Annotated in this window: 11 protein-coding genes; 6 read left to right on the top strand and 5 right to left on the bottom strand. The window is 58.3% G+C overall.

Annotated features, from left to right (window positions below; translation table 11 throughout):
- The first annotated feature begins 6 nt into the window (after positions 1–6).
- Positions 7–651: a hypothetical protein gene (locus tag CLM58_RS15260; RefSeq protein ID WP_095596726.1), complete on the top strand. Its 645-nt coding sequence runs from the start codon at positions 7–9 to the stop codon at positions 649–651.
- Positions 648–1,313, top strand: a complete 666-nt coding sequence (locus tag CLM58_RS15265) for a hypothetical protein (RefSeq protein WP_095596727.1) — start codon at positions 648–650, stop codon at positions 1,311–1,313. The genes CLM58_RS15260 and CLM58_RS15265 overlap by 4 nt, the downstream gene beginning before the upstream one ends.
- 39 nt (positions 1,314–1,352) lie before the next feature.
- Here CLM58_RS15265 and CLM58_RS15270 read toward each other — a convergent pair whose 3' ends face one another.
- Positions 1,353–2,189, bottom strand: coding sequence for a glycosyltransferase (locus tag CLM58_RS15270; protein ID WP_095596728.1), 837 nt, complete (start codon positions 2,187–2,189; stop codon positions 1,353–1,355).
- Positions 2,190–2,350: 161 nt separating this feature from the next.
- Here CLM58_RS15270 and parE point away from each other — a divergent pair, with 161 nt between their 5' ends.
- From parE to CLM58_RS15290, 4 genes are all read left to right on the top strand, one after another.
- Complete coding sequence (gene parE / locus CLM58_RS15275) at positions 2,351–4,312, top strand: DNA topoisomerase IV subunit B (RefSeq protein WP_095596729.1); 1,962 nt, start codon at positions 2,351–2,353, stop codon at positions 4,310–4,312.
- A 119-nt stretch (positions 4,313–4,431) separates the two neighbouring features.
- A complete protein-coding gene (locus tag CLM58_RS15280) occupies positions 4,432–5,355 on the top strand; it encodes a S1 family peptidase (RefSeq protein WP_143226589.1) in 924 nt (307 codons plus the stop codon).
- A 337-nt stretch (positions 5,356–5,692) separates the two neighbouring features.
- Complete coding sequence (locus tag CLM58_RS15285; RefSeq protein ID WP_099098750.1) at positions 5,693–5,809, top strand: entericidin A/B family lipoprotein; 117 nt, start codon at positions 5,693–5,695, stop codon at positions 5,807–5,809.
- A complete protein-coding gene (locus CLM58_RS15290) occupies positions 5,809–6,228 on the top strand; it encodes a PaaI family thioesterase (protein ID WP_095596732.1) in 420 nt (139 codons plus the stop codon). The genes CLM58_RS15285 and CLM58_RS15290 overlap by 1 nt, the downstream gene beginning before the upstream one ends.
- Positions 6,229–6,232: 4 nt before the next feature.
- On the opposite strand, the gene CLM58_RS15295 is transcribed toward CLM58_RS15290, so the two are convergent.
- From CLM58_RS15295 to CLM58_RS15310, 4 genes are read right to left on the bottom strand one after another with little or no spacing between them, the layout of a single operon-like run.
- Positions 6,233–8,218: a zinc metalloprotease gene (locus CLM58_RS15295; RefSeq protein WP_095596733.1), complete on the bottom strand. Its 1,986-nt coding sequence runs from the start codon at positions 8,216–8,218 to the stop codon at positions 6,233–6,235.
- On the bottom strand, positions 8,191–9,780 hold the full coding sequence (locus CLM58_RS15300) for an HlyD family efflux transporter periplasmic adaptor subunit (protein WP_095596734.1): 1,590 nt from the start codon (positions 9,778–9,780) through the stop codon (positions 8,191–8,193). Before CLM58_RS15300 ends, CLM58_RS15295 begins: the two co-directional genes overlap by 28 nt.
- An 11-nt stretch (positions 9,781–9,791) precedes the next feature.
- Entirely contained in the window at positions 9,792–10,097 is a 306-nt protein-coding gene (locus tag CLM58_RS15305; RefSeq protein WP_095596735.1) for a DUF3467 domain-containing protein, read from the bottom strand.
- A 17-nt stretch (positions 10,098–10,114) separates the two neighbouring features.
- Positions 10,115–23,824, bottom strand: a complete 13,710-nt coding sequence (locus tag CLM58_RS15310) for a hypothetical protein (protein ID WP_143226590.1) — start codon at positions 23,822–23,824, stop codon at positions 10,115–10,117.
- Positions 23,825–23,876: the final 52 nt, after the last annotated feature.

Below are 23,876 nucleotides of genomic sequence, written 5' to 3' on the forward strand. Positions count from 1 at the left end.
CACCCGATGAAACTTGATACCCTGTTCAGTGTGTCTGTTCTTCTGACTGCGATCCCCTATTTTGCCGGTTACATCTACAATTTCGCATTCTTTGGGTACTATCATATCTACCTTGCAGAAGTTTCGATCCCACAGAATGAAATTTACTCCGGCGCGTTTTTCGTAGTGAAGACATTGGGCGAGATGTTTCGCGGCTTCGTTCTCGAAAACTTAGTGGCCTTTATTGTGCTTCCAGTATTCCTATTGACCACCTGTGTAGCACTTGGACTGAACCCACTCAGACTTGTCAAATGGGAGAGCTTTCGTCTTGGCGAAAGCTCAATAGTCTTGGTTTCGGTCGCCTTCCTAGCTACTATTATCTTGGTCTTCTTAGGTGCTCACATGGCCGGCAGCTCGGTCGCCGAAGAGCGAGTGAACCGACTATTGCCTGTGATGGTTGTGCCCCAAAAATCTGACACCGCGTTCAGGAAAACCAGTTCGGCTGCAGCCGAACAGTTGCTTAACTTTCACAGCGATGCGCTGATCTACATGGACGACAAAACCGCGTTTATTCTTAGACGTCCTATAAAGGGCGACCCATGGGTCATTCGCGTTCCAAAAGAGGACGCGCAACTCATTTTCACCAATGGAAAACTGGGATCTGTACGATGAATAGATTTGCTACCTTCTGGATCTCGACACTCTTTTGGGCAACTCCGACCACTGCCGACACCATCATCAGCGCTCAGTTATACCGATCCATCGACTTCGACGACCAGTTCGCCGGTTATTTCCTGCCCTACCCCCAGCCTGACGGTAACTTCCGCGAATGCGGAGAGCAGGACGGTGAAATTATTTACAGAACAGTCACACTTGATGAAGTAGAGGAAGCCATTGGAACCTGTCCGAAACACTCCGATGTATACGCGTTTGTAACCTACTCTTATAAAGATTTCAGCGCTTTAGCTCCTGGCATGGAACTGACCAACGTGACTGACAGTACTGCCTACGGCACGATCCAAGAGGTCTTCTTGAAAGGAAACGGCGAGTTTGGCGGCATTGTTGTTAAAACTTCCGAAGGCGGCGATTTGACATACCTTGACGCTGGTATCTTAAATACTTGGAGTGCAGAAAGCGGCCCACTATTTTCCACAATACTAGACAAGAATAAAATTGCCGCGATTCCTAAAGAAGTCATTTCTTCGGGAGAGTGGCAGGGCTATGTTTTCGATACCTATGGCGTCAACGGATTGTCGACTTCCCTCGAAAGCGGCGCGATTTCCGCGAATGGAACCATTTCGATTCCGGGCCTGAGCAATGCGCCCCTCCGGTAGATATTAGGCCAATGGCCGAAGCCAGATCATAACACACAATTAACGGGCAGAGGCCTCTCGTTCACGAATGCCAAAATCGGTCCAGCAGGACTTGGATTTTCGCGAATGCAACGTGTGCTTGCGGTTCTCTTTGATCTCGGCCGGGCTTTTATAGGGCTGGTCGTGGTACAGATGCAGGATCGGCGCCGTGAACCGAAGGTGGCGCCCGCGAACACCAGAGTTAGACAAGCGTTCCCCAAACTCTTTGTCACCGCCGCCATAGGTGATCCGAGTATCAAACCCGTTCACAGCCATGATTTTATCGCGAAACGCGGAAGAGTTCCCACCGCACCAATAGCGGCGTACCGGGGTGATATGCTCAAGCAACGCGCGTTTTGCCCGGATGCCTGCACCTGCTTTCCACTTGTTCGAATATCGGTTCAACGCGCCAGCATTCTGCAACCAGTCCTGCGCAAAAACTGTCCCCTCTTCGACCATGTCTTCCGTAACACTTTCGCTTGCCTCTTTAGGTAACCGTAGAAACCCACCACTGCTGAACCTGTCCGGGCGGGCGAGTTCAAAATGGCGCTTAAGGAACACGGGATGAACCATACAATCGCCGTCTAAGAAGATCAGGAATTCGGCCGTTGAACTTGCAATGGCGTCGTTCAAAATCTTGGCTTTCCGAAAGCCGGTATCCGAATGCCAGACGTGGCGAATGCCGGCCTCGGGTCGTAGGCTGACTTCGGCCTGTACAACCTCGGCTGTTTCCGGGCCGGACCCGTCATCCGCGATACAAATCGTATCTGTCGGTTGAAGCTGGTTGCGCAATGCTACCAGACACAACCGCAGAGCCTTCGGGTTGTTATAGGTCGAGATAATCAGTTCGCTGCGCATCGTCAGATCGTTACTGCCCGCTTCAGTCGGGAAATGGTTAACAGCTTTTAGGGCTTTCGCAAGGCACCGCCGCCCGGATTGACCTAACACTACATATTGCCCCCTCTGCGGTGGGATGGTCTAATACTGGCAACAACAAAACCAACAAGAATCGAGCACCCATGCCCGTCGACGATCTTCTGGCCGCAACCGCAGACCCGTCTTACGACGCCTCTTCCATCGAAGTTTTGGAGGGGCTAGAGCCCGTCCGCCAACGTCCCGGCATGTATATCGGCGGCACGGATGAGCGCGCGCTGCACCACATGGTCGCCGAGATCCTTGATAACTCGATGGACGAGGCCGTTGCGGGCCACGCCAACCGGATCGAGGTGACGCTGCACGCGGATTATTCCGTCACCGTCACAGACAACGGGCGCGGCATCCCGATCGATCCGCACCCCAAGTTCCCCGACAAATCCGCGCTAGAGGTCATCCTGTGTACCCTGCACGCGGGTGGTAAGTTCTCGGGCAAGGCGTACCAGACCTCGGGCGGCCTGCATGGCGTGGGCTCGTCGGTTGTGAACGCCCTGTCGGATTCGCTGGTCGTTCAAGTGGCCAAGAACAAGGAACTGTTCGAACAACGCTTCTCACGCGGCATCCCGCTTGGTGGCGTCGAAAAGGTGGGTGCGGCCCCGAACCGCCGCGGCACCTCTGTCACCTTCCACGCGGACGAACAAATCTTCGGAAAGCACCGGTTCAAACCCAAGCGCCTGTTCTCACTGGCGCGGTCCAAGGCCTATCTGTTCTCGGGCGTCGAAATCCGCTGGAAATCGGAAATCGACGATGGCGAAACCCCGGTCGAGGCCGTCTTCCACTTCCCCGGCGGCCTGGCCGACTACCTGTCGGAAACCCTTGGCAAAGCCAGCACCTATGCCGAGAAACCCTTCGCCGGCAAAGTCGAATTCCGCGACAAGTTCAACGAGGCCGGCTATGTCGAATGGGCGATCAACTGGACCCCTTCACGCGACGGCTTCATCCAGTCCTACTGTAACACCGTTCCCACCCCCGAAGGCGGCACCCATGTCACCGGTTTCTGGGCCGCGATCCTGAAAGGGATCAAGGCGTATGGCGAACTTTCGAACAACAAGAAAGCTGCCCAGATCACCCGCGACGACCTGCTGACCGGGGGCTGCGCGCTGGTCAGCTGCTTCATCGCCGACCCGGCCTTTGTGGGCCAGACCAAGGACCGCCTGTCGACCGAGGCCGCGTCCAAGATGGTCGAACAATCCGTGCGCGACCACTTTGACAACTGGCTGGCGGCCGATACGAAATCGGCTGGCGCGATCCTTGATTTCCTTGTCCTTCGCGCCGAAGAACGCCTGCGCCGCAAGCAGGAAAAAGAGACACAACGCAAATCCGCCACCAAGAAGCTGCGCCTGCCGGGCAAGCTGGTGGACTGTTCCGCCACCAACCGCGACGGCACCGAACTGTTTATTGTCGAGGGCGACTCGGCGGGCGGCTCTGCCAAGATGGCGCGCGACCGCAAGACACAGGCCCTGCTGCCCCTGCGCGGCAAGATCCTGAACGTCCTTGGCGCGGCCTCTTCCAAGCTGGGCTCTAACGCCGAGATCAACGACCTGACCCAAGCCCTTGGCGTCAGCCTTGGCACCAAGTTCAACGTTGATGACCTGCGCTATGACAAGATCATCATCATGACCGACGCGGATGTCGACGGGGCGCACATCGCCTCGCTTCTGATGACCTTCTTCTTCACCCAGATGCGCCCGATGATCGACGCGGGCCACCTGTATCTGGCCTGCCCGCCGCTGTACCGCCTGACCCAAGGCGCCAAGCGCGTCTATTGTCTGGACGAGGCAGAGCGCGACGAATGGCTGGCCAAGGGTCTGGGCGGCAAAGGCAAGATCGACGTCAGCCGGTTTAAAGGTCTGGGCGAGATGGACGCCAAGGACCTGAAAGAAACCACCATGGACCCCGGCAGCCGCAAGCTGATCCGCGTCACGATTGATGAGGACGAACCCGGCGAAACCGCCGATCTGGTCGAGCGCCTGATGGGCAAAAAGCCCGAGAAGCGGTTCGAGTATATTCAGGCCAACGCGCGGTTCGTGGAGGAGTTGGATATTTGAGGAACCCTCATCCTTTTCCGCCTGAGGGGGATGGTGATGCTACTTCTTTCGGATTTCACCTTGGAGTAGCGCTAGTCAATTTTTGCCGAGACCTAGTCGACCAATATGCGGCGTATTTGTTGCCTTATTCCATTCTGGATAAGCCTATCGAAACAGCGATATTTGACCGGGGTAGAGATTTCGTACTTCGAGTAAAGTTCAGACCTGCAAATACTTTGCCTACCGGCGGAATACTCACTCAAGATGAGGTGCGCGATCTTGATCACCTTGAACCGAGCACATTGGCAAATGAGAACCAACTGACAACAACTGAGCAGTTCACTCTGGTCGCAGAAAAGGACGAAAACCTCGCCGACTGGGACGCGCTTACAAATTTGATGGTCAAATGGTTGAGCCAATACCATGTACCTTGGCTTGAAGAGCTAAATAGCAAAGCAGTTCACTCGGCTCTTCCACCAGCCCCCACATATCAAATTGAAGAAATTGAAGCCAACTTGTGGGTGGTGAACGCCAACACCACTGACGAAAACGGCGAGTTCGATCCAACTACCGGAACGGCTTTCTCCTTGGCAGACCAAAGAATTGTCACTTGCAGGCATGTTCTAGGAGACAACTTAACTGTTCACAAACCTCAGAGCCCTTCCCAAACCCGCCCTGCTAGAGTGACTTACGAGAGTGAGCTTTTCGATCTCGCAATCCTGGAAATTGATCAAAACACCGACGTGGGGCTACCAATAGGAAGTGGCGACGATGTAAAACGTTTCGACCACCTACTTGTTGCAGGGTTTCCAAATTTTAGACTGGGTGATCGTGCATTTATTTCTCCGGGAGTCGCTGTTGGTTTTAGGACTTCGTCCGCGATCAGGCGAATAATGACCAATGCGCGAATTGTTTCCGGAAACAGCGGAGGACCTGCTCTAAACGCAGACGGTAAAGTTATTGGAATTTGCGCAACAGGTGGCAGTAGCCATCGAGAGGCAGATTTAACCGAAGATACTTCAATCATCCCAATCGAGGTCCTGAAGTTGAGTGGTCAGCTATAGAAAATGGATTTGACTCTTTTTCAAACCAAATTGGCACGGGCGACCAGCCCGGGCCGCGCCCGACCCTCCCCCCGGGAGGGCGCATTGGCGATGCCCCGCGCCGCTCAAACCACATGCGGGCTTTCTAGATAAATCGCAGACCACAGGCGGCTCACAGCGCCCACCCAAGGCTCGGGCGCGTCCCTACGCATACAAAATCGTATGTACGCTTTCTGCACGCATTCTGTACGCAAAACACATGGCGATATTGGCCCCTTTCAGCCCCGCGCAACGAGGGGCTTTCCCTTGATCCTTCGCGGCGCTAGATTTTCTGGGAACGCTACACAAGGACATGCCAATGACACGCTTTCTGATCGTCGCTTCCCTGTTGACCCTTTCCGCCTGCGCCACCATCGAAGGGGCCGGACAGGATATCTCTGCCGCGGGCAACGCCATCTCGAACGCCGCGAAATAATGGACGGGGCCGCCCTGACCGCCGAAGACGCGAACCGTATTCTGGCCGAGAATTTCTCGGACTGGGTGCGCGATCTTCGGATGGATTTCACCGAGATTACAAAGGATTACACGATCAGCCGGATGCCGAACTCGGACCGGTTGTCGCGTGTGGGCGGCATCGTCTCGGGGCAGGCATTGATGGCGATGGCGGACACGACGATGGTGCTGGCCACCGCCGGGTTCTTCGGCGAGTTCAAACCCGTCGCCACCACCAATTTCGACATCCAGTTCCTGCGCCCCGGCGTGGGGGAATGGCTGGTCTGCCGCGCCGACATCGTCCGCGCCGGCAAGTCGCTGGCCTTCGTCCGGGCCGAGATGGTCTCGGAACCCAACGGCAAAGAAGTCGCCCGCGCCCAAGCCACGTTCTACGTGGTGTAACCGCCTATTCGTCGCCTGCGCCCTGCCCCAGATAATCGGCGCGGTCCAACAGTTGAGAGTCCCGATAGGTCGCTAGCAGCCCTTGCGCAAAGAACTGGGCGTGGCGCCACAGGGGCTCTGGCTGGAAGCGGATCTTCAAAAGCCCCGGCTTCCCCGCCACGGCCTGCGCCGACTGTGGCAACACCAGTTTCAACTGATAAGACCGCGTCCCCGTCGCCGCATCCAGCGTCGGCACCGCCTTCAGCCGCAGCGCGGTTATTGGCACCGGGTCAAACGCCCCGTCCCACCGCAGCTCTGCGTCCATCAGCGCGTCCTGGTATTTCTGGACATAGCGTTCGGGGAAGTCACCGGTCATGTGGGCCTGGCCTTCGGTCGGGAGTGCATAACCGATCGGTTCGCCTGCGCGTTTGAACTCCCCTGGACCTGACAGCGGGTCGGGCAGGAACAGCGCTTGCGAAGCTGTGGTCAGTGTGAGGGCCCCGATCTCGCGTTCCATGATCGCAATTCGGGCCGTGTAGCTGTCGATCTGTTCTTGCGCAGCGATGGCCTGCGCAGGGTGCACGCCCTGAACGGCGTCATAGGCCAGACGCGCCCCTTCAAGGTCCTGCTTCATCAGCCGAAGGTCCTCAAGGATCGCAGGGTTGGTCAATTGGGTGACCTTGGCCCGATCTTCTAGCTGTGCAGAGGTCAAAGGGGTGGACAGGAAGCCCGGCGTCTGCACGCTGAGCAGATAGTGTTCGGACAGGTCCAGTGATACCGGAACAACCACGCGGTAAGGCAGCTGAACAAAGGCAAGTGCCGCGCCCAGTGCGGCAAGGACGCCCCCGCGAAACACCCATTTCCGGGACGGTGGCGTCGCGTCGGCGGGTGTGTTCGGGCGGTCTTGCAGCATCGGGGCGGCAAACATCACGTAGCCCCCCCAGCCCACGACAAGCGCACCCAGCCCAAGGTGGCGCGGAACCAGTGCAGCCGCGATCACCCAAAGGATGTTCAGGCGGTACAGGAATGCCGCCAGCGAATAGGTCAGCATCCCCACCTGCCCCCAGCCCTGCGGCAAGGCCCCTGCCCGACCAAGACTGGACACCCACTGGCGAAACTCTCGCAGCACGCCAGAGGCCCGCGAATACAGGTTCCGCAGCCCGAAGATGTCGATCATGGCGAAATAGCCGTCGAGCTTAATCAAAGGGTTCGCGTTGAACAGGATCGAATTCAGGGTCGAGAAGACGAAGATATTGCCCAGAAGCGAGTGCAGATAGGTGCCCGCCGTAAAGTGCCATGCCACGAAGGCCAACAGGCCGATGGTCACATCCACGGTCAGCCCCGCAAGGCTGATCGCAATGCGGTGACCCCGTCGGGCGGTCATGTCGGCCTCGGTACAATCCACGAAGGGCATTGGGTAGAGGCCAATCAAATATAGCCCTGCCTTGCGCACTGGCACGCCGAACCGGGTGGCCACCAACACGTGGCCGAACTCGTGTATCACCTTCAGAACCGGAGCGATAAGACCAAAGGTCACCAGCGCCTCGAACGAGAAGATCCCGTTAAAGGCCCCCATGATGACCCAGTCGCTGCTCATCCCGATCCACAGGCAAAGCAGCGCCAGAAGGCCAAGACCAACAAGGTACCACGGCCCCACAAGCGCGCGTGCCAGCCCCTTTAGCGCGGGTTGGAACGGTGCGACGTTGAACAGCGGGATGCCAAGGAAGACAGGATTGAACGGCTTGCGTTTCAGCAATTCGGCGTCGCGCATGTTCTGAACCAGATGCAAGAAGCCGAATGCCTCTTTCGCAGCCTCTTCATCCAGCGTTTCTTTTGCGCCTTTCACCCCCGCCTGAGCGGCCTTCATCCGGCGCAAGGACAGCGCCAGATTACGCGGTGCGGTGAAAATACGTCCCGAGGACCGATCCTGCACAAGGTAGATCAGCCGACGGCCCTCGGCCGACAAACGCAGCGACAGCTGGTTCAGAAGCGCAGGCCGAGGTAGGTCCATGCCTTCACCTTCAGATATTCCAGCGCATAGCGGCTGTAGGTCAGAATGCGCGACTGGTGGCCAGCTTCAAGCCGGGCATACCCCGACAGGCCAGCCATCAGACGCTCTTGGGCGGGGGCTTCGACAAAAGCCTGTGCAGTCAGGCGTTCTTCGCCGGTTTCGGGGTGACGTTCGACCATGACAGGGGTCTGCACCGTAAAGGGATAGCTTTCACCCGAGATACCGCGGAAATAGACCTCTCCGGTCAGGCCGGGTCGGATCAAAGGCGCATCCACGCGCAGCACCGTTAAGGTCAGGGCAAACCGGTCTTCGGGCTGGATCAGGGCGACGCGCTGGCCGGTTGGTACGAACTCTCCGATCGAGCCGGGGTTCATCGCCAGCACCACCCGCCCGTTGGTTGGGGCGGTCAGGTTCAGCCGCTCGAGCCGGGCGTTGATGTTTTCCAGACGTCGCTGGTTTGTGGCCACGCGCTGTTCGGCCAGAACATAGGCGCCATAGTCGTTCTGCGACAGGGCGGCCTGTGCGGTCACCTCTTCCACGGCCATCTGCAGTGCGACCTCTGCCTTGCGCTCTTCCAGATCAGGCGAAGCGAAGGTGGCGATCAGATCGCCCTGGGACACGGTATCGCCCACCTCGACCGCAATGGTTTTCACAAAGGCGTCGAAATGGAGGGCGGCAGAAACAGCGACCTGCGGACGGCTAAGCGCGGTCAGGGTCAGATACATCGGCGCGGGCAGAAGCAGGAATACCAGCAGGGCTGCCAAGGCGGATCCAATCGCGTAGCGCCGAATACGTGCCGCGCGAGAGGGTCGCTTGCCGCGCGAGAGGGCCACCTGGGCAAGATCACACAGCGCAGCCGCTTCGGTCACGGCGGCGGGCGACGGGTCCAGAACCATCGCGCCAAACCCCTGCTCTCCATTCGGGGGCAGTGACAGGTGTAGCGCTGCATGGCCGGTGTTTTCCAGCAAGACGGCGGATTCCAATCCAGCCTCAGAAAGGTCTGCCGCGCTAAGCGTCTCTGACACGGCTTTGTCCTGCCTGCGCGATTGCGCAAGCAGGCGGATCTCATTGGCCAGAGGCATCAGCGCAAGATCAGAGGCCACCACCGATTTGATCTTGCGCCCGGTCACCGGGAAAATTGCCACGGCCTTACCCAGCCCGGCTTCAACCGCGCCGTCGGCAAGGGTCTGCAAGACACCTGTGCGGCGCAAACGACCTGCGCCTGCAAAACGGGACAGAAGTCGCGGCAGGGCCTCGGTCGCGGGTGCCTCGGCAACGGGTGTCTTCCCCTGCCCGAAGCTGACCGAAAGTGCGGTCAGCCGTTTCAGAAGCTCTGGCAGGGCTGTAACCGCGGGAATGCCCGAGAACACCCACAATAGCCACGCGTCAGCGGCCACGGGCACCATGACGGCCAGATGGCCGCCCTCTTTACGGACGGTCGTACGCGCCTCGCACATGGTGCGAAGCGCGTCGAGGCCGAATTCGGCGGGTTGCTCTCCGAAAAGAACCTGCGCGGGAGCGTCAGGTTCGATGCGGGCAACTGTTACCAGCTGGTCCAGCATCCGGGGTCAGATCAGGTCTCGATCTTACCGAACTGGTCCTCATAGGCCTTGATCGACTGGGTCAGGATCACGGCAAGGCGCTTGGCCGCGAAGGGGCTCATGACGATCCGCTCGGCCAGTTTCACGTCGATCGAGGACTTTTCCTGCACGGTTCCGCGCCAGTGCTGGTGCGTGCCGAACAGAAGGAAGAATTCTTCCCGATTTGCGGTGGCGGTACCGATATTGGCATAGGTGCTCTTCATATCGGTGTCGTCCCAGTTGATAGCCACACCACCCAGTTTCTGCGGGGCGCCTTCAACTTTGTTTTCTTCGCTCATTGGATCTCTCCCAGTCTTTATTCAGCCGCGATACGGGTCACGGAATTACCTGCATTGTCTGCATCGGCCTGTTCGCCTTCGCTGTCAACCGACAGGCGCGACAGCATGAAGTCGATCATCTGTTCGATTACCCGATGGAACATGACAGAGTCGATGTCCCAGCCATAGGCAAATTGGTCAACAATCGCAGCTTTGATCGCAGCGTGCAGGACATCGTCATCGACACCCGAAGCACTGAGAACCGCAAGCGATTCAATCAGTTGATCGGATTCAAGGAAGTCGAGCACCTGCTCGACGAAGTTGGCGTAAGAGTTGCGCGCATCCGACATGCCCTCATAGGCTTCAGAGAACAGCGTGCCATCCTCTGTTTTGCTCATCGGCAACTCGTCCCGTTCCTGCTGCAAAACGAAATCAAGCGGCGCACCGATCGCGTTGTCCTGCTGCGATTCCGACACCACGTCGATCGCACCCGGACCCGCAAAGTTCGACGTGATCAGGAACAGTTGCGGCGTGCCCCCGGCGAACTTGGTGACCGGCCAGTAGCCGCGGAAATAGCCCGTGTAGCCATCCGAGTAGATCAGGTCGCTGGCCGTGTCGCCAAAGAACAGGTCCGGACCAAGGTTACCGATCATGATGTCAGGCCCATCCTCACCATAGACCAGGTCATAACCGCCTTCGACAAATGCAAAGTTGGTATCGGCCTGAATCTCTTCCAGCAGGGTGGAATCGGGGTTCAGGGTCAGCGTGCGCCACAGGATGATCGTGTCACCGATCAGGACATCCTGACCGTCTTCACCATGCATTTCATCGCCGCCGAAACCGCCGACCATCAGATCACGGCCCGATCCACCATAGAACAGATCGTCATAGGCAACATCGATGCGGATCGATTCCATGGTCTCCAACCGGTCAACGGCCGATTGTCCCGGCAGTGCAGCGGCAAAGCTGTACAGCGTCATCAGCGACAGGTCGCCCTGCATGATGTCGTCATGGTTGCCGCCGATCAGGGTATCTGCCCCGGCCTGACCCAACAGGATGTTATCCAGATCGGTGTCTTCCGCGGTGAGCGTGTCATTGCCGCCCAACTCTGGGTTGGTCATGACCAGCGTCTGCACATCGGTCCAGTTCACATGGGTGATGGTGCCATCGTCGCCAAAGGCTACGTCTTCGCCGTTGCCGACTTCGACATAGTCATTGCCCTGCCCGGCGATGATCATGTCATTGTCATCCTCCGAGAAGATCTGGTCGTCACCGCCAAAGGTCAGCACCTCACCGGTGAAGCTGCCGATGCCCGACAGATGGGACGAGATATACTCGCCATTGTCGCCAAGGATCGCGTCGTCGCCCGCGCCAGAGCGGATCGTGTCATTGTCGGTCCCGCCAGCAATCACGTCGTGGCCACCAAGCGTGGTGATCGTGTCCGCGCCACCGATCGATGGGTCAACGGTGGTCAGGGTGCGGGTGCGTACGTTGGTCGCACCGGGATCAAGGATGATCACGCCATTGTCGCCCAGCACAGCATTGTTGCCTGCACCGCCATTGATCGTGTCATTGGCAAAGCCACCGATGATCGCGTCCTCACCCAGCCCTGTGGTGATCGAGTCATTGCCCCCGATCCCCGACGCGCTGCTGGCCAGACGCCCGTTCTGGCCGTCAAGCCAGATGATCTCACCGCTGTCGCCGATGACGCGGTTGTTGCCATCGCCAAGGGTCGCCACATCGTCATCACCGCCCAATATCACAAAGTCATGGCCCACGCCCGCATCAACGGTATCCGCGCCATCATCGCTATCCGTGGCCGAGATCAGCTGACCGACCTCGTCATAGGTGCCAAAGTCGCCCAGGGCACGGTTGTTGCCGTCGCCTAGGGTGATCAGGTCGCCATCCTTACCGCCACTGACAAAGTCATCGCCAGCCCCGGTGGTGATCGTATCCGACCCGCCTTCGTCCTGATCTGTGGTCAGGGTCGAAATCACCGCGCCAAGGTTGATCTGGCCGCTGTCGCCAAGAACATAGTTCTGGCCATCACCCGTATTGGCCCAGTCGGCCTCGCCACCCAGAATGACATAATCGGTGCCCGAACCAGAGGTTACAGAATCCTGACCATCAGTGCTTTCATAGCGGCTGATCAGGGCTGTATCGGTCTTGGAGCCATTGTCACCAAGGATATGGTTGGTACCGTCGCCCGCCGCGATTGTGTCGTTTCCGGTGCCACCGATAACGATGTCATTGCCGGTGCCCGTGGTGATGTCGTCATTGCCGCCAAAGTCGGGGTCAGAGGTTTCCACCAGCGGAGAGCTACCCAGAACCGTTTGCCCGGTATCCCCGGTGATCTGGCCGCTGTCGCCGATCACAACGTTGTTGCCGTTCCCCAGATCGGCCAGCTCGGAACCATCGCCCAGAATGACATAGTCATCACCGTCGCCCGCATTCACGGTATCATTGCCGTCCTGCGCACTGCGCGCCGAGGTAATGGCCGCCGTGGCCGCCATGTTGATCGAACCACTGTCGCCAAGGATGTGGTTGGTGCCGTGGCCAGCCGTCAGGCTGTCTGCACCGCTGCCGCCGATGATCATGTCATCATTGTCACCCGACGTGATCGTATCCGCCCCGCCAGTGACACTGTCAGAGCTTTCCAGACGGCGATCGCCGGTTAGGGTGATCTCACCACTGTCGCCCAGTGCGAAGTTGGTGCTGTCAGCAGATCCATCGCCCGACGGATCATACAGCGTCGCGCTGTCGTCTCCGCCACCAAGGATTACAAAGTCCTGACCGTCACCGGTGGTCACAGTGTCATTGCCGTCGCCCACAACACCGGTCGCGGGTTGGACATAGGTGCTTTGCAGCAAGTCGTCGGTTTTCGAGCCGTTGTCACCCAGCACATGGTTGGTGCCGTTGCCTGCGGTGATACTGTCGGCACCGCTGCCACCCAGAACAACGTCATCGCCGGTGCCGGTTGTGATCGTATCATTGCCACCGCAATCGCTGTCGGTGGTCTCGGCCAGCGGCGAGGTGCCCAGAATGGTCTGGTCATCATCCCCAATGATCCGGCCGCTGTCACCGATGACAACATTCAACCCGTTGCCAAGCGAGGCCTGATCCGACCCATCGCCCAGAATGACATAGTCGCTGCCGTTGCCAGAGGTGACGGTGTCGTTCCCGTCCTCGTCCGAGCAGGCCGAGATCAGCGCCGCCGTGGCTGCCATGTTGATCGAACCGCTGTCGCCAAGGATGTGGTTGGTGCCCTCGCCCGCAGCGATACTGTCGCCTGCGCTGCCACCGATGATCATGTCATCGTGCTGTCCGGACGTGATTGTATCGGACCCGCCAGTGACGCTGTCAGAGCTTTCCAGACGGCGGTCGCCGGTCAGGGTGATCTCACCACTGTCGCCCAGCACATAGTTCTGACCGTCGCCCAAGGTGGCCGTATCCGCACCACCGCCAAGGATCACAAAGTCATCCGCAGCACCCGTGCTGACCATGTCATTGCCATCTTGCGCGGTATAGGTGCTTTGCAGCAGGTCGTCGGTCCAAGTGCCATTGTCGCCCAGCACGTGGTTGATGCCTTCGCCAGCGTCGATGCTGTCGCCCGCGCTGCCGCCAAAGATGTAATCCATGCCAGAGCCGGTTGTGATCGTATCGCTGCCACCCACGGTGTGATCCAGCGTGGTCGGACGGACCACGTCAGTCATCACGATCTGGCCGCTGTCACCGACGACATAGTTGGTGCCATTGCCAAGCGTCAGACCATCGTTCCCGCCCCCAAGAACAACGGCGTGGTTGCCGTTGCCAGAGCTGACCGTGTCATTGCCATCGTCGGCATGGGTCCGGCTGGTCATTGTGACCGCCAGATCCGCCGTTGTCGCGTCTCGATTGATGGAACCACTGTCGCCAAGGATCAGGTTGTCGCCCTGACCCGCCATGATGCTGTCGCCACCTTCGCCGCCAATCAGGATCGACAGACCGTCTGCCGCCGTGATTGTGTCAGAGTTGCTGGTGGCTAGGCTTTCAGCCGTGACCATATCGATCAGCAGGCCCGAATAGTCGTCATTCGGAGTGATCGTGATCTTGCCGTCATCGCCCAGCACATAATTGTCGCCATTGGCCAGCGTCGCGGTGTCACCGCCGCCACCCAGAACCATGACATTGTCACCACCCGTGGTGGTTACGCTGTCACCGCCATCACTGGCGTTGGAGGTGCTCTCTACCGCCTGCGCAATGGTCGCGATCAGGTTCAGGGCGTTCTGGTCTGCCGCCTGCTCTTCTTCCGTGGCACCAGTGGCCAGCGGCGTGTAGCTGCGCAATGTGGCCAGAGCGATCGGGTTCAGCGTGATCACCCCGCCATCGCCGATGAACACCAGCCCACCGGCCTGGGTCGAGACCGTATCGCCGCCCATGCCGCCGATCACGATGTCTTTCAGGTCCGGCGTTGCCGGAGACCCGTATTCGGCAGGACGGTCCACACCAGTGGTGATCTGATCATCGCCATCGGTCGCGCTGGAAAGGCCAGTTACCGTGCCCGCAGTGATATCCAGCGTACCAAGGTCGCCAAGGATCAGGTCGGCACCAAGACCGGAATCGATCACATCGTTGCCTTCGCCACCGATGATCAGGTCATTGCCGCGCCCGGTCACGACCGAGTCCGCGCCCCCGGCGGCTGCCGCGATCGAAATCACTTGCGTTGCCGCCTCTAGCACTCGGGTCCCGCGGATCTCGCCGAAATCGCCCAGGATGATGTTGTCACCATAAAGGTCGACCATCGTCTCGCTTTGTCCGGCCAAGGCCGCGCCCGCGATCAGGATGTCGTTGCCGAAACCACCTTCCAGATCATCGGTGCCTGCGTTGGCGCTGGTCATCAGCGTGGTGATGACCCCTTCGGCAATCAGGTTCGACGACAGGGTGATCCGACCGAAGTCGCCCATCAGAACGTCATTGCCATCGCCGCCGCGCATCGTGTCCGATCCGCCGCCGCCCAGCAAGACATCCGCCCCGGTGCCACCAAGGATCGAGTCATTACCATCCGCAAGATCCTGCGTCTCGATGGTGATGCCCTCGCGCAAAGGTGCATCCACGTCGAAGGTTGTGATGTCGATGACAGCCCCAGACGTGGCGTATTTCATCAGGAAGGTGCCACCGGTGATAAAGTCACCGCCGATACCGCCGGCGATCGTATCGTTGCCCAGACGACCCTCGGTAATCTCGTTGCCGATCTGGCCATAGATGGCGTCATTGCCCGTACCACCAATAATGATGTCAGAGCCGTCCTTGATCGCCAGAGCGTCAATCGCGGCGTCGCCAGAATTCAGACCATCAATACCTGCGGCTTTACCCCAGCCCCAGACCTCGGTGTTGGTACCTTCGACCTGGATCAGATCGCGGCCAGCGCCACCTTCGATAAAGACGTTGCTGCCACCTGCGGTGATCTTGTCATTGCCCGCGCCCGACAGGATGTTGACGGTGCCTGTGCCATTCAACGCAACGGTGATCGTATCGGAACCTTTGCCGGTAAGGACCGTATGGTTCCCACCACCCAACGTAATAGTTTCATTGACACTTTCAGCCGTCAACTGCGAGATCTCGGTGTATTTCGCCAACAGGCCCGCAAGGTTATAGGTGACGCCACCGGCCTCATAATTCGCCGCTGCGGACGCGTTGACCGTCCCGTTGGCGTTGATGCCGATCAGGTTCAAAATGGCGCTGATTGACACATTCGTGCTCGCGAATTGCGTCATGAACTGGTCGCGCATCTTGTAATCGGTATCACCGATGTAGATCACGTTGCCGCCGTCGATATTGACGGTGTCCTGCCCATCTTCGCCAAAGATAATGTAGGTGCCGGTCGCCCCGGCAGCCGCGGTAATCGTATCGTTGCCACCGCCAGCAAAGACCACGTGTACACCAGCGCGCGGCAGGGTGATCACGTCGCGCCCGTTACCGGTATAGGTGATCGTCGGCAGCGTGGTCGAAGTCGAGGTGACCGCCGCCAGGTTGATGTTGTTGTTGCCCTCGCCCGCCTGCACGACCAGCGCGCCTGCGGTGTCATCAATGGTTCCCGTCTGGGTTTGGCCATTCACCGAATAGCTGACCGCGATGGGCGAATTCGGACCCGAAATCGTGACGCTGTCGTTTCCGTCTTCAGACATCGTCGTCATGTTCGCACCAGCGCGCGCGCCGATGTTCAGATAAGAAGTGTCACCAGCGTTCTCGACCTCGGTCGCAATACGGGCCGGAATGGCATTGCCGCCAAAGTCGATGCTGTCCGAAATATCGAACACTGTAGTCGACCATTTAAGATCGGGCAGCGGCCACGGTAGGTTAATCCCCGCCCAGAAGCGAAGATAGAACCCGTAACTGGCCGTACCGGCAAAGATATAGCCCAATGCATCCAGTGGATCGTCGCCCGCAGCCTCATAAGCCGTTTCGAGCACAGCGATCAGTTCCGGAATGCGTAGCTTGCCGTCCCCATTGGGGTCGTTGAAGGTCAGCTGCACGCCCGCATAGCCGCTGGCATCGATCCCGGCAATCCCGGCATTCAGCGACATTGAGGCCCCGATATAGACATCGACAAGCGATCCCGGAGCCGCGTCGATAAAGACGCCGTCCAGCAGACGTTCGGCATCCAGCGTATTGGCAAAGTTCACCAGCCCGCTGAGGTCGTAGCCCACTTCAAACTTCGACTTCAGCCGCGCCTCGATCGTGGCAGAGAAGGCCGACTTGATAATGCTGCTGACCCAGCCCGGAGCGCCGAAGCTGGACAGAATTTCATCGGCGATATCGATGACGCCGGTATCAAGGTTGAACAGGGTGAACCGGGCGCGGACAAGATCGACCTCGTCATAGTTGCCGGTCAGGATATTGATGGCCGAGAACGGATCCTGCAGCAGCGGAATCGTCAGCGAGAATCCTTTGTTGATATTGCCGAAGGTCCCAAATTCGGTGCCGGCGCTTTGCGCCGTGGTGGCGCCGCTGCGCTGGATATCGCGCTTGTCGACATTCTTCATCGTTGTTTGGCCGGACTGCATCTCATCGGCTTGTTCCGTGAAGACAAAGTCACCAAACAGAACCCAACCGCCGGTCTCGTGCAGGGTAACGACAAAATCCAGAACATCGTCGATTACATCAGCAACCGATTTGGCGATGCCAATAATCGGGAAGACGTTGCCCAACAGGTCCAGAATGATGCCAACGGGCGGATCAGTCAGGAAGTCAAAGAAGTCCGACAGCGGGTTGATGAACTGCATGATCGGATCAAGGATTGGCTTGATCAGAGCTTCATACAGGACATTGGCGTCCAGACGGACATTGCGGAACGCCAGTTCGGTGATGTTCAGCCCGTCAGTGACCGAATACAGACCGTTGAAAACAAGTTCGGTGTTGACCGATGGGATAACATCTTTGCCTGCAACCTGAACCGGTTCGCCGGTGCTTGGATCCAGAATGTTGCCTTCCAGACCAATCTGAATGTCGACTTCGGCGATGAAATCAAAGGCAATCAAGTTCCCGGTGTCCAACTGCGCGGTGTAGACAACCGTTTCAAAGGACAGAACGTTGTCATCCGCATCCAGCGGGGTCACACCAGAGAAATCGCGATAAGCCCCATCTTCCCCAACGGCGGCATTGCTGCCCTGATCGTCGGGGTTCAGAATTTCCAGCCCGGTTTCCCCGTAAAGGTCACCCTCAAGCGTCGCCGTCAGCAAAGCGGTGCCGGTCTGACCAGCAGCGCTGGCGCGGCTGACAACTTGCGTGGAATCGCTTGGGTTCAGCGTGATCGCCTCTGCCGTGATGCCCAGCACATCGAAGACCGACATAGAGCCCTCGAACGTACCAGCGTCCACTGTGAACTTGATCTGGGTTTCTGCGACATCGGTGTCGTTCAGCAAGAAGAAACCGTTGCGGTCATAGCCAAAGCCGATGTTCACCAGATAATCCAGCTGCATCAGGATCTGGCTGCCCTCTTCGACCTCAAGGCTGAAACCGGGGATGCCGAAGTCGAAATCGATGTCCATCATCTCTTGGAAGATGATGCCGTCGAAGTTCAGGACACCGTAGATATAGGACTCTTCTGTCGAGCCATCGGTGTTCAGGTAGGCCTGCAGATAGACCACGTCAGACGTGCCCAGCACTTCGTTCAGCTTTTCGTTCACGAAGCCGGTAATCAGATCGACCGTGGTCGGCAGCGTGCCGTCTTCCAGCGGTGTTTCGGCATAGGCCAGCGCGGGTTCCAGAACCTTGTAGCGGAATTCGTCAAAGAAGGTGACGCCAGCCCCGATCGCGTCACCGACGATGGGCAGGTCGATACCGCCAAGGAAACGATCAAAGGTTTCCTGCATCTGGCGCAGCATCGCGTCCAGACCGTTCAGCACCAGCCGCGGATCGTTCAGCAGCGAAAGAACGTTCATGTTCGACAGGAATTCGTCGAGCGACGGGATCGTCAGCTCGAAGTTATCCATATCGATGCCATTGCCCAGATAAAGCGAGATAAGATCGCCTTCGAAGGTCGCGCCAATGTCGCTTAGATCAAGATCCTGCCAGTTCGCACCGTCAACAACAGACAGCAGGTTCGACTGCCAGATTAGCTTGTTCACCGCCGGGTCGAACAGACCCAAAGAGTCGCTAAGCGGCAATTCGATATCCAGACCCATTTTGACGTCGAAGCCAAACAGGTCGGCCCACTCTAGCGCTGGATCATCCGAAATTTCGAACAGGTGCGTCAGGTCGTACTGATCGTCATTGGCGTCGCCATCAATGTCGTTGATCAGGAAGGCCAGATAGGCGGGGTCGATTATCCCGTCGTTATCTTCGTCGATCGGATTGCCGTCGGCATCCAGACCCGCATTCAGCATCGCGCGGCCATTCTGGACATCCAGCGTCAGCGGGCCTAGGCCAAGCTGCAGGTTCAAACCATCCTCAACCCCGGCCACGAAAGACGCGCGGATGCCGCTCTTGGCGGTGTCCAGATAGACCCGCGGCGCACCTGCGACGACGCTTTCAAACAGCTCCTCGGAAATCAGATCGCCTTCGACCGTGGCGTCATCGGCATCAAAGCCCATCAGGCTTCCGATGTTCGAACCACCCAGCTCTGCCAGACGGAACTCAATCGCTTTTGAGACATCCTCACCCGAGACAGAGAAGCTGATCGGGTCATAGCCGTTGGCCTCGGCAAAGTTGGTGGCCTGCAGCTTCAGCGTACCGGCATCGTCAACCAGAACCACAAGCTGTGACAGGGCGATGTCCAGAAGCGGCGCAGCAATCTCGGTCAGCGCACCACGCGGGATAGCGGCGTCCTGCAACGCGGTGGTTACCGCTGCCTCAAAGCCAACTTGATCGCGCGACGCCTCGGCCGGAACAGATATCCCGACGGCTTCGCCATTGATGGTCAGGGTGAAATTGTGCTCGGCCGCGAAATCAATCCCCGCCTCAAGCGAGATCGACTGGGTGCCGCCGTCATCAGCACTATCAACCGCGTCGCCACCAAACAGGGCGTTGACACCGGTGTTGTCAATCAGATGGCTGTTGCTGTCGCTAAGCGTCAACAGGCCAGTCACCTCGTCATAGGTGAAGGAAACCGTCGACGGATCGCTCGCGCCCACTTTGAAGGTCGAGGACACAGCCGTGTTGATCGCTGTCACAAGCTCGTCCAGCGAGGTGTAGGCAGACAGGTCAAGCTCGACCTGTTTCTGGGTGCCGCTTTCCACGTCTTTCCAGATGATCCGAATGTCATTCCCACCACCGGGGCGGAAGTTGACCGAGGACACGGTCGCAAGCTCTGCCAAGGCAATATCAGCCGCTGCGATCACCGTAGGCTCGACCAGTGTCGGGGTCAGGTCGATCCCGAAAGAGAAGTCCAGCGACAGCAGGGGATCGAATGTCAGCTCCCCGTCGCCGCTGACATCGACGAGGCCGGAAACCACGTCGGCCAGATCCTCACCCAGATAATCGACCAACTGGTCGCCAAGGATCTGGGCCAGATCGATGTTGAAAGGAACGGACTCTTGATAATCTTCAAGGAAGGCGAAAGACAGGTCGAACAGGATGGTCGTATTTTCCGCGTCCCATGTAAGCGTGACATTGCCTTCGCCAAAGACCTCTTCCAGATAGCCCTGCATCACGTCCAGACCCTGTTGCGGGTTATTCCGCAGCTCTTGCAGGGCCTCAAGGAAGTCAGCCGCGAAATTCAGTTGATCCAGGATCGAGAAGTTCAGAAGCGGGATGTCCTGAGCAAGGAAAGGCAGCCTGTCGGACAGCGTTTCGCCAACGACCACCAGCATGTTGGCAATCGCGCTTAGCGTATCAAGGATGTCGCCGTTTTCGAGGTTGGTCAGACCATCCAATGCCGCTTGGGCCGAGGCGCTTTCGGCGATCAGCTTGACGTCAAACGTGCCTTGAATATCGGCAAGGTCAACAATCGTGACCCCAACCGCATCAATGATGCCTTCATTGATGCCCGGAATACCGGCGACGGTCACTTTCACGTCGCCCAGACGCGCCATAAGCTGCGCCAGCTCGTCACTGCCAGTATAGTCAAAGGCATCCACGATCTGCGCATTGGCGGCCGCGGTTACAGGGTCGCCGCTGGTATCCAGCCCCTGCCCGTCACCATCAACAACGATCCCACCCTGAAGCTCGTACCGGCCCAGCAAGGACCCAAGTCCAGGTGCTGGTGTGCGAACCACATTGCCGCCGCCATCCAGCGTAAACTTGTCGGCAACCGCATCATGCAGATTTCGGAAGGTCAGTTGATCGTTGAACCCGTCGGTCAGGTTGCTGCCGATCAGCGTGGCTTCCAACTGCGCGTTCACCACGACAAAGTTGGACGAGGCATCATCGGCCCCGATGGCCACCGAAACCAACCCGACATCTGCAGAACCGGTGATGTTGTCGGCGGTGCCCGTGACCTCGGCCCGCAATTCCAGATCCGTCAGGAAGACATTGTCCAGAAGCGCATCCGCCAGATCACCCGAGAAAGAGGATTTCTCTTCCAAGGCACTGCCAGAGCCGCCACCGATCAGGTCAGAGCCAAAGCCCACAAGATCGATCCCAATCGCGGAATCAAACGACGCCAGCAGGGTCGCTTCAAGTTCTGCAGACAGTTGCACGTCACCCAAGGCACCAAGGCCCAGATCAGAGGCCTGGAAATACAGCCCATCGCCGGAATCGACACTTAGCGAGGCGCTGATCTCGGGGAAGTGGAAGATCAATTCCCCGTCTTCGGTCAGTTCCAGTTCTGCCCCGGTGAAAGTGGTCGCCAGTTCGGCATTCACCCAACCGATCAGCCCTTCGACATCCAGCGCCCGCAAGAGCTGTGACGGATCGACAGAAATCGCGACGGTGCGCGCCTCGTCCGCGTCAAGCGCAAACGAGAACCCGCCGCCCGAGGCGGAAACCGTGACGCCAATGTCCACGTTATCCAGCGCCGTATTGAAATCGGTGATCAAGCTGGCCAGATCGGCCCACCCCGCCGCGTTGGTCACATCCACGAACTGGTCGCGACCATCTACCGTCACCTGAAAGCGCAGGGCTTTCACGCCGCTTAATTCGGTCATGTCGACCGCGCCAAGCGTGGCGGTCGAGGTTTCGATGACATAGCGCAGGACGTCCTCGACCGTATCGTCACCAAAGCTGTCGAGAACCGTGTTCAAAGCGCCGATGTCAAAGCCAAGGTTGGCCAGGCTGAAGTCGTCATCCTGCGAGGCATCCGTTCGCCGCGCCGAGGTCACTGCGAAGGTGTTGTAGGTCGGATCACCACCTCCGGTTCCCGGCTTCTGAGTGCTGACGATCCGCAACCCGTGCGCATTGGTCAGCGAGACCGTGAACCCATAGGTGCTAAGCGCCGCTTGCAGCAGCGCCGCCAAGCTGGTCATCCGGTCCTCGACGCTGAGGCTGTCGTCCACTGCATCCGTCCCGGTCAGGTCAATGGTGACCACCTTCGGGGTCGCCGTTCCATCCAGAACGCTGAGCGTCAGTTGGTTATAGCCTTCCAGCGCTGTGAATTGCCCCGCATTCAGCGCCTCGCCGTCCTGCGTGTCAGTCAGTTTTGTCAACGCCACATTGCCTGCGGCTTCAGTGTAGCCAAGGCTGGTTTTGTCGATGGTGAAAGTCTCTGCAAGACCAGTAAAGAAGGACGACAGATCGGTCAGAAGATCGCTGAAACCCAGATCGGTCAGCGGAATATCCACGTCAAAGGCGCTGTTCTGCAGGGTGCCTGCAATGGTGCTGCCGATATCCTGCAGGAACTGGATCACTTGATCGGTGCCCATGGCCGCCAGCGTGCCAAGCGCCTCTTCCAGCGCGGCCTCAAGGGCCGGGTCCAACGTGCCGTCGGTCAAATCAATGCTGAAACCGAAGGCTGCGTTGTTCAGAAACTCTTGAATCCGGCCCTCGGGGCCAGTGCTGTCCAGCACTGAGGACAAGGTGATCGCGCCGGTAAAGGCCTGATCAACAACACCGAATGCGACCTCTCCGTCAAAGTCCAGCGCTGCCAGCTGATAGGTCGTGTCGGCGACGATATCGGTGTAAGAACCCGCGCCAACTTCTTGAATTCGCGCATCAATACCGAGACTAAACGCATCACCGTAGAAGTCGATCGGGTCAGACAGAGCCGTGAAGTCAAACTCAAACCCAAGATCCATCAGCGGATCGACTTCCGCAAACAGGCCAATCTGGGCGGTCTCGAACCCGGCCACCCCGAGTTCCAGCAAGCCAAGGCTGATCGAGGGGGGCGTCGCAAAAGAAAACACGCCGCCAACTTCCATCAGCGGGGCAAAGTTGAATTCGTGGATGTTCAGACCGATGGTCTCGATCACACCGCCGGTTTCTTCGACGAGTCCCAGCAACTCGAACTCGATGGCAGAACTGTCGCTGCCAGTGGCCAAAGCGTCGAAAGGCAGCGTAATGCCCGGTACGGCGGCACGGATCATGTCACCGAAATCGGCCACGGCTTGCGGCAGGTTCACGCTGACATCAACGCCACCTGAAAGGGTGTCTTCGGTAAAGGAAACAACGGTTTCGCCGCCCAGCTGAATATCGTTCAACTGCACCGACAGTGCGCCCGATGGCAGACCAAGCGCGGTGGTGAAGGCTTCGTCAAACCACGTTTCAACCAGATCAAGGTCTGACACCGAACCATAATCAAGACCGGCAGTATTCACCAAATCGGTCAACGACGTGGCGACATCGCCGTTGGTGAAATTGTCGATATTATAGACGGCTAAAACCTGCGTCGCCGTGAACGGACCACTATAGGTTTCGGTACCAGTATAGGCCGCTTCCAACTGGCCATTCACGTCATCGGCGACCGCCTGTGCAAATGTTGTGGTCAGAAGACCTTCGATGGTCGTAAAGGTCGCGTCGCGCATATCGGTCAGGGCGTCGCGAATACGCTCTACCGCTTCGGTCACCGCGTTCAGGTCGGACGAACTGACGGCCCCCGCAGTATCCACCACGGCTTCGACCACATCAAAGGCGGTATTTGCGTCGGTTTCCAGCTGGTCAAGGAAGCTGGTAATCGCACCGAATTCTTCGTCAAACTGCTGTTCGAACGCCTGCGCGATTCCGGTCAGGGCCGAGGACAGGACCGTGGTCGAAGACAGGTCCCATTCAAGGTTGGCGTCCAGAAGGATCCGTGGCTCCAGCGGCAGGGCCCGCTCGATACGTCGGTTGTCCCGGGTCGGCTTTGCCATGGCCAAAGGCAGCGAGTTGTCAGCTGACAAAACCTTATACTGTCCCATGTTTTAGTTCCCCCAGACTCGTAACATTACCGTTCGCAGGCCCCGAAAACAG

Origin of the sequence: Actibacterium pelagium (assembly GCF_002285415.1) — a bacterium.
Classification (GTDB): Bacteria; Pseudomonadota; Alphaproteobacteria; order Rhodobacterales; family Rhodobacteraceae; genus Actibacterium_B; species Actibacterium_B pelagium.